Source organism: Chryseobacterium pennae (genome assembly GCF_003385515.1).
Classification (GTDB): Bacteria; Bacteroidota; Bacteroidia; order Flavobacteriales; family Weeksellaceae; genus Chryseobacterium; species Chryseobacterium pennae.
Map to the genome: position 1 here is coordinate 51009 of NZ_QNVT01000035.1, position 9606 is coordinate 60614.

The 9606-nt window shown below is 37.8% G+C and carries 3 protein-coding genes; 2 read left to right on the plus strand and 1 reads right to left on the minus strand.

All coding sequences use genetic code 11. The annotated features are described in order from the left end of the window. Positions 1 to 91: 91 nt before the first annotated feature. Positions 92 to 4759: a DNA polymerase III subunit alpha gene (gene dnaE / locus DRF65_RS25355; protein ID WP_115973498.1), complete on the minus strand. Its 4668-nt coding sequence runs from the start codon at positions 4757 to 4759 to the stop codon at positions 92 to 94. Between the two features lie 406 nt (positions 4760 to 5165). Here dnaE and DRF65_RS25360 point away from each other — a divergent pair, with 406 nt between their 5' ends. Then, complete coding sequence (locus DRF65_RS25360; protein ID WP_115973499.1) at positions 5166 to 7340, plus strand: S8 family peptidase; 2175 nt, start codon at positions 5166 to 5168, stop codon at positions 7338 to 7340. Between the two features lie 76 nt (positions 7341 to 7416). Further along, complete coding sequence (locus DRF65_RS25365) at positions 7417 to 9489, plus strand: alpha-ketoacid dehydrogenase subunit alpha/beta (protein WP_115973500.1); 2073 nt, start codon at positions 7417 to 7419, stop codon at positions 9487 to 9489. The last annotated feature ends 117 nt before the right edge of the window (positions 9490 to 9606 follow it).

The window sequence follows — 9606 nt, forward strand, 5'->3', positions numbered from 1 at the left end:
CTTCCAATTCAAATAATATCGGCTATTTAATTCGTACAAATAAAAAAAGTGGCCAAAAGCCACTTTTAAAAAACATATCTATTTCTTTTTTTTAATTCAGGTAGAACTCATACTTATTAAGCAATTGTATTTCCTTGATAAGGTCTCCGTTCAGGTCTACTGAATGCTTCATAGACTGTACTTCAATATGGGAATCATCATCAATATTTTTGATAAAGAACTTCAGTTTCTGATTCCCTTTATTCCGATCCAAAACCGTTCTGAAGAAATCCAGATCCTCATGTCTTACATCCATCACATCCATTACCAGAGAGATACTCTTGGCGAATCTTTCAAATGCTTCCTGAAGCTCAATCACATCATTTACATTCACAAAGACTCTTCCATCTTTTACCTGCGCGAATTTTATTTTAAAAATAACAAACCTCTGAACTTCAAGTTTCTCCTTCAACCTCATATAATCTCTGTCTCCCAATCTGAAAGAGTAAGAACCAGAATAGTCTTCCAGTGTCACAAAAGCTACTTTTTCACCACTTCTGAAACCATCCTGAACTCTGTATTCTGTGATAAGACCTGCAACGGTATACTCTTTTCCACCGCCTCCATTTTCTCTTTCTTTCTGAAGGGTTTTCCAGTCTTTCTTTTTTTCTTCAAACAATTCGTCCTGCTTATTAGCAAAAGCCTGTTCTTTGTAAGCGTCTACCTCATCAAGATTTAAGAATAGGAAATTTCCTTTAGGTTCTGCTTTTTTAGTAGTTTCTTCTATTACTTCTTCATCCCCAACAGATAATTCGTCAGAAACAATCTCGGCAAGATCAGTGGTTTCATCCGGCGTATCCTGCTCCAGAACAGGCGCCTCATCTGTGGTCACTTTTTCTTCCTCTTCTTTTTCCAACACCGACTTTTTAGAAAGTCTTCCCTGCATAAACTGGAACTGATATTTAAATTCATCCAGCGGATGGGCAGAAAGGTAGAATCCAATAGTTTCCTTTTCTTTATTCAGCTTATGCATATTCGGCCACTCAGGACAAGGAGGTAGTTTTGGCTGTTCAATCTGAACCTCATCTGCAAAATCTGCAAACAGAGAAAACTCCATCTCGTTTTTACTTTCCTGAAAGCTTTGCCCATATCTGATGAGCCTTTCAAGATTAGTTCTTCCCGCCATATCAATATCAAAGTACTGACCTCTGTGGAAAGAATCAAGTTCATCAAAAGCTCCCGCAACCACTAAACTTTCCGCTACCCTTTTATTCATATGAGAAGGCAGTATTCTCTCAAAAAAGTCATAGATATTTTTGAACCTGCCATTTTCTCTTTCCTTTGTAATTGCTTCACTTGGCCCTTCTCCAATTCCCTTAATCGCTCCAAGACCAAAACGGATCTGTCCTTTTTCGTTTACAGAGAATTTGTATTGGGATTCATTCACATCAGGTCCCAAAACATCAACACCCATACTCTTACAATCCTCCATAAACATGGTAATAGAATCCGTATTGTTAATGTTATTACTCATCACACTTGCCATATATTCTGCAGGATAGTTTGCTTTTAAATAGGCTGTTTGATAAGCAATGAAAGCATAGCACGTTGAGTGAGACTTGTTGAAGGCATATTCTGCGAAGGCTTTCCAGTCATTCCAGATTTTTTCCAGCCTTTCTTCATTAAGATTGTTCTTTCTTCCTCCTTCAATGAACTTAGGGTACATTTTATTAAGAACGTCAATCTGCTTCTTACCCATCGCCTTTCTCAGTGTATCGGCCTCACCCTTTGTAAAGTTGGCCAACTTCTGTGAAAGAAGCATTACCTGTTCCTGATAAACCGTAATTCCGTAAGTTTCTTTTAAATATTCTTCTGTTTCCGGTAAGTCATATACGATCTCTTCAACACCGTGCTTTCTATTAATAAAGTTCGGGATATATTTAATCGGCCCCGGACGGTAAAGAGCGTTCATGGCAATAAGATCGGCAAAAACCGTTGGTTTAAGCTCTCTCATGTATTTTTGCATCCCGGGACTTTCATATTGGAAGATCCCAACAGTTCTTCCTTCTTTAAATAACTGATATGTTTTAGTATCATCCAACGGAATAAGATCCGGGTCAATATCCAATCCATATCTGGCTTTCACCAGTTTTAAGGCATCTTTAATGATCGTCAATGTTCTAAGTCCCAGGAAGTCCATTTTCAGAAGTCCGGCACTTTCAGCCACCGAGTTATCAAACTGTGACACTAAAATATCCGCATCTTTAGCTGCAATAGTCACCGGAACCAGATTACTTACATCTTCCGGAGTAATAATTACACCACAGGCATGAATACCGGTATTCCTGATACATCCTTCCATCTTTTTAGCACTTGCCAGTACTCCATGACGTGAATCATCGGGGCTTTCCAGAACATATCTCATTTCGTCAACGAGCATCTGTTCTTCCGGTTTCAGCTTATCATATTTTGCCAATGCTTTCGCAATGTTCATCCCTGGTGTAGAAGGGATAAGCTTAGCAATATTATTCGTATCAGGAATAGGAACATCCAATACCCTTCCGGCATCTTTAATCGCAGATTTACCCCCCAAAACAGAGTACGTAATAATCTGTGCTACCTGATTTTTACCATATTTTTCAACTACCCATTTAATGATTTTATCACGTCCCTCATCATCAAAGTCAATATCAATATCCGGCATGGAAACCCTTTCCGGATTCAAAAATCTCTCAAAAAGGAGATCATATTTAATAGGATCCACATTGGTAATTCCCGTACAATAGGCTACGGCAGAACCTGCAGCAGAACCACGACCGGGACCAACCCAAACTCCCATTTTTCTTGCTTCATTACAAAAATCCTGCACAATCAGGAAGTAACCGGGGTATCCCGTATTAGCAACAACCTCCAGCTCAAAATCTAATCGTTCTTTGATTTCGTCTGTGATTCCTGTCTCAGAATATCTTTTTTTAGCCCCTTCATATGTCAGGTGTGTCAAATAGGCCATTTCACCACGCTTTCCTCCATCAATATCATCTTCAGCATGAATAAATTCTTCAGGAATATCAAATTTTGGAAGGAGAACATCTCTTTTTAAGGTATAAGGCTTAAATTTTGCAAAAAATTCTTCATACGCTTCAAAGGCATCAGGATAAGCAAGGAAAGATGCTTTAATTTCATCAGAGCTTTTCATAAAATACTCTCCGGTAGCAAGTCCTCTTCTCTTCCCAAAACCTTTTCCGATAGGAGTTGTCAGTTTCTCTCCATCTTTGATACAGCTTACAATATCCTGAATATTGGCATCATCTTTATTGGTATAGAATGTTTCGTTCTGTGCTAAAATTTTAACACTATATTTATCTGCCAAGTACAATAAAACTTCGTTTAAGTGCTCTTCTTCCGGCAGATTATGGTTTTGAAGCTGAACATAAAAATCATCTCCAAAAGTTTCACTCCACCATTTGAAAAGCTCCTCCCCTTTCTGTTCACCGGTATTTAAGATCGCATCAGGAATATCTCCCATAATTCCGGAAGTAAGTGCAATGATTCCTTCTTTATACTCAGCAATCAATTCACGGCTGATCCTCGGAACCCCGAAATAAAATCCTTTAAGGAAACCGATACTGGAAAGTTTTGCCAGGTTTTTATACCCGTTAAAATCTTTTGCCAAAAGCACTACCTGTGTTCTCCTGTCCGGATCATCTTTGGTAAACTGCTTCTGTTCATAGCGTTCTGAAATATAAAATTCACATCCGACAACAGGAATCAATGGTTCAGAAACTGGTTCTGATTCATTAAATTCAGTTCCGTTTTCTTCTGCTTCCTGTTTTTTAGCCAGATATTCTTTATGTTTTTTGGCCCTGTCTCCATTAGCTCCTTCTACAGCAGAAACAAACTTGAAAGCCCCCATCATATTTCCAAGATCTACCATCCCGACAGCCGGGAAGTTTTCATCGGAAGCTTTTTTAATTAAGTCATTAATGCTGGTAGTAGCCGTAAGGGTAGAAAAAACACTGTGATTATCAAAATTGAAATATTTTCCTAAATCAATTTCATCAATACTTCCGAAATCCTGTTGTTTCTTCTTATTGTGAAAATCTGCAACCTGTCTTCTGATAACAATATTAAAAGGCTTGATCGGATCAGGATAAAGACTCTTAAAATACGCTAACTGATCTTCTGAAATCTTTAATGTTTCAGCAGGAACCACCCCAATTCTTATCATTTCAAAGAAGGCTCTGGCTGTAGCATTTACATCGGCAGCAGCATTATGGGCCTCATCGAATTTATTCCCGTAAAGCTTCTCATAAAGCTCTTCAAGTTTCGGGGATTTGTATCTTCCTCCACGACCTCCGCCCAACTGACAGAAATCGGTTCCCAGAATCATTGTATCCGCTCTGGGCTTCTCCTGAAGATTGTCTTTTATATTTTTTCTATAAAATTCTGCTCCTACAATATTATAATCAAATTCAACATTGTGCCCGGAAACCACTCTTACTCTTTCAAGTACCTTGGAAAATTCTTCTAAGATCTCCTGCAGATCACGCCCTTCTTCATTGGCAATCTTCGTTGTAATTCCATGAATTCTTGCTGCATTAAAGGGAATATCATACCCTTCAGGCTTGATTATATAATCCTGATTTTCAATTAAATTACCATCATCATCATGCACCTGCCATGCGATCTGTACCATTCTTGGCCAGTTATCTGAATCTGAAAGCGGAGCATTGAAATTTTTTGGTAAACCTGTTGTTTCTGTGTCAAAAATTAAATACATATAATTTTCTAACTTTTTTATAAAAAAGAGAATGTAAAGTTACTTCATTTTTTCGAATTATCCATTTGAAAAAGCTGTGGTGGATTCATCCTTTTCATATAAAAAAATCAAAAACAATACCGATATTCAGTAATACTTTATACTGATTCTATTAAAATTCTTATTTACAGCTCTAATTTGTACGAAAAAAACAATCTGATCAGTTTTTTCAACGTATCTCATCTCCCAACTTGAGTGAAAATCAACCTATTCAAATTAAATATAATTTAAAATTATTAACAAAATAAAAGGTGAAATCTAAAAAACAACGTATAAAACGAAATTACAAACATTAAAATCGGAAATAAAATATAGTATTTATACTTTTGAATCAATCACACAACAATTTAAACATCTATCAAATTTTATGAAGAAAATCTTTATTTCGATCAGCACTATGATCATTTCATTAGCAGGTGCACAACAAAGCAATGAGAAACTAATGAAGGAGTTTGAAAAACAAAGGGTAGAAAACAATAAAAAGTTTGATGCTCGTACTGGAAGGCAAACTCGCAACGAAAAAAGCAACAATCCATTAGAAAAGGTTTTACTGGATCTTAAAGAACAAAAAAGCAGCTTAGCAGGTTTTACTCCAAGCGGAATACCGCTCTACTACTCCTCTCAGGATTCCAGACAGCCTAAGAATTCCAATGCAGATCATCTTCAAAACGGAACCATTACCGGTCTACAAGGATCATTCAATGGGGAGAACATCAAATATACCATTTTTGATGGCGGAAGGGTATTGGAAACCCATCAGTTATTCAACAATCTTACTAACCGGATTTCAAATAAAGAAAATGCAGATTCCGTAAAGTATCACTTCCATTCTACAGCCGTTGCTGGTTTTATAGGAGCCAAGAATTACAATTTTACAGGATCGTGGACTAACAATGCCGGTGTGGTTGTAGCCCAATTCACAAACCTTAACCTTCAGGGGGTAGCCCAAAACTCTACAATGGATTCTTATTCATATGATGAGACTACCCTCCCAGGAAACACTACCAGAAGTACTGTTTATCAGAAGATATTATTATCAGAACCCCGAATATCCAATCATTCCTATGGAGTTCCTCAAGGCTGGTGGCAAAACCCTAGTAATGGAGCCTGGTACTGGCGGGGAACTTTCACAAGTCCTGCTACAGCCACCTCTTTAGAAGGAACTTACCAAGAAAATGATCGTGAATATGACAAAATTGTCTATAGCAATCCCACTTACATCATCGTAAAATCTGCCGGAAATTCTTTTGGAGACCAACCGGAAGCTGATGATTTTAAGCTTTATCCTAATCCCAATTTTAACCCGGACCTACCATCGAGTTCAAGTAATCCTTACTGGGCGTTTTTTGAAGACACCGATACTCTTCCTCTACAAAACTGTTCTAATGGGTATGACTGTATTGGTTCTGGTTCTTTAGCCAAGAATATTATTGTAGTGGGAGCCAATGATATTATTACAGCGAATGAAGGAAGATACGCAACCTCTACCGATGTCGTTCACTCATCTTACAGCAGTGCCGGACCTAGAGACGATGGAGGAATCAAGCCAGATATTACTGCCACAGGAACCAATGTTGTCTCTGCAAGTGTAAAGACCAACAACCAACCTACCTATGAATACGGAAGCGGAACTTCTTACTCCGGTCCTATTGTTACAGGAATTATTGGTTTATGGAACCAAATCAACAAGCAGCTTTTCGAGAATACACAACTCAATGCTGCTTCTGCAAAAACCCTAATGATTCATTCTGCCCTTGAAGCAGGAAATGTAGGACCAGATCCATGGTATGGATGGGGATTGATAGATGCCAAAAAAGGAGCAGAACTTCTGGTAGGAAAATCAAACAACAGTGTCATTTTCAATAATGAAACCTTAAATAGTGGTATTCCTAACACTAAAACTGTTACCGCTTTAGGAATGGAACCATTGAAAGTGACCATTTCGTGGATTGATCCGGCATTCACCAATCTACCCGCTACTGATTTAGCAGGATATAATGACAGAACTTCCAGATTAATTAACGATCTGGACCTAAGAATCATAGATACGGAAACCAATACCACTTACCTACCTTGGAAACTTAATGCCAACAATCCAATGACTACTGCCACAAACGGCGATAATACAGTAGATAATGTTGAACAGATAGTTATCAATACTCCAATAGCTGGAAAAAACTATAAAATTGAAATAAGCAACAAAGGAACCTTGGTGAATGACAATGGAACAGCAGCACCACAAAATTATTCAATCATTATAACAGGTCATAATGGTAATACTTTGGGAACTAAAGAGTCTAAAGCGGGAGTTTTAAGCAGCGTTACAGTGGCTCCTTCCGTTACAAAAGACCTAACAAACATCCTGAAAGCGCCTCAAAAATCTACCTACTCTATATACGATCTGTCAGGAAAAAAATTACGCGAAGGTTCCATCAGCAGTGATAAGGAATCCATTGATTTATCGTCTTATACAAAAGGAATTTATATCATTGAAGTAAAAACCGGCAAAGACATTATTTCTAAAAAAATAATTAAAGAATAATCATCAAATTCATATTTTTTTTGCAAAATACTAACAGTTGTTAGTATTTTGTTTTTTTTATATATATTTGCTTCCTATGGAAAATACACTTCACGAAAAAGTTTCTCAGGATATTTTACTTAAAGCGTACAATCATATGATGCTTGCCAAAGCAATGGCCGACATTTATGAGGAAAACAGAAACATCTGTAAATACGTTCACAGTACTTCAAGAGGCCACGAAGCCATACAGTTAGCAACAGCCTATCAATTAAAAAAAGAAGACTGGATTTCTCCTTATTACAGAGACGAAAGTATCCTTTTGGGAATAGGTTTTGAACCTTACCAACTCATGCTTCAATTACTGGCTAAAGCTGATGATCCTTTTTCAGGAGGTAGATCTTATTATTCTCACCCTTCAAGCAGGGATGAAAACAAACCCAAAATCATTCACCAAAGTTCTGCAACAGGAATGCAGACCATTCCTACAACCGGTGTTGCCCAGGGAATAAAATACATTCAGGACTTCAATCTCCAGCAGTTTGAAAACAACCCTGTCGTAATCTGTAGCCTTGGTGACAATTCTGTAACAGAAGGGGAAGTGAGTGAAGCATTACAATTTGCAGCACTGCACCAGCTTCCTATTATCTTCCTTGTTCAGGATAACGAATGGGGAATTTCTGTAACCAAAGATGAAGCAAGAACCTGTGATGCTTATGATTTTGTATCTGGATTTACAGGATTAAGCAGAATGAGGGTTGACGGCACTGATTTCATAGAAAGTTTTGAGGCTATGAAAAAGGCTGTAGATTTTGTAAGAACAGAAAGAAAACCTCTGGTTGTCTGTGCAAAAACAGTATTGATCGGGCATCATACTTCAGGAGTTAGAAGAGAGTTTTATAGAGATGAAGAAGATTTAACGAAACATAGAGCTAAAGATCCGGGAGAAATCCTTAGAAAACAATTACTGGAAGCAGGTGCAGATGAAGATCTTTTAAAACAGATTACAAAAAAAGCGCGTCTTGAAGCAGAAGAAGCTTTTGAAAAAGCTAAAAATGCTGAAGACCCAAAGCCTGAAACCGTAATGCAGCACATATTTGCTCCTACTCCAATTACAGAGGAAACGGGCACACGTGAACCTGCCAACGGGGAAAAGATTGTCATGGTAGATGCTGCCATCCACGCAATACAGGAATTGATGTGGAAGCACCCTGAGGCTCTTCTTTATGGCCAGGATGTAGGAGAAAGAATTGGTGGAGTTTTCCGTGAAACAGTAACCCTTGGGAAAAAGTTTGGCAGCAAAAGAGTTTTCAATACAGCCATTCAGGAAGCATATATCATTGGTTCTACAACAGGAATGAGCGCTGTAGGCCTGAAACCAATTGTTGAAGTTCAGTTTGCCGATTATATTTATCCCGGGATCAACCAATTAATTACAGAAATTTCAAAATCAAGTTATTTAAGTGGCGGAAAATTCCCGGTAAGCAATATCATCCGTGTTCCTATTGGTGCTTACGGTGGTGGTGGTCCTTACCATAGCGGAAGTGTTGAAAGTATTCTGGCCAATATTAAAGGAATTAAAATAGCTTATCCAAGTAACGCAGCGGATTTCAAAGGATTGCTAAAAGCAGCTTACTATGACCCGAACCCAGTAGTAATGCTTGAGCATAAAGGATTGTACTGGAGCAAAGTTCCGGGAACTGAGGATGCCAAAACCATTGAACCTGCTGAAGATTATGTTTTACCATTCGGAAAAGGCAAAATCATCATAGAAGCTGATAAGAATGAAACAGAAAAAGGCAGAACCTTAGTTGTTGTGACGTACGGAATGGGAGTCTACTGGGCTAAAGAGGCTGTAAAGAACTTCAACGGAAAAGTGGAAGTGATTGATTTAAGAACTTTAATTCCATTGGATGAAGAACTTGTTTTTGAAAGAGTAAAAGCTCACGGAAAATGTATCGTTCTTACGGAAGAACAGCTTAACAACTCTTTTGCAGAAGCATTTGCACACAGAATTTCTAAGAATTGCTTTAAATATCTTGATGCTCCGGTAGAAACAATGGGCTCTTTAGATACTCCGGCTGTTCCTATTAATCTGGTTCTCGAAAAAGAAATGCTTCCTAACGCTGAAAAGCTTTCCAGGAAGATCGAAGAAATGCTACAATATTAAATTGATTGACTAGTCCTGAAAAAGGTTGACTAGTTTACTAATTCAAATATAGTTAAATCAGAGTAGAAATTTTCCTATTCTGATTTTGCTTTTTATAAGTTTTTAATTTCACATTAT

Excerpts from the sequence above, each read along its gene's own strand:
- DRF65_RS25365 (WP_115973500.1), top strand. The coding sequence starts at position 7,417 with ATGGAAAATACACTTCACGAAAAAGTTTCTCAGGATATTTTACTTAAA.
- DRF65_RS25360 (WP_115973499.1), top strand. The coding sequence starts at position 5,166 with ATGAAGAAAATCTTTATTTCGATCAGCACTATGATCATTTCATTAGCA.
- dnaE (WP_115973498.1), bottom strand. The coding sequence starts at position 4,759 with ATGTATTTAATTTTTGACACAGAAACAACAGGTTTACCAAAAAATTTC.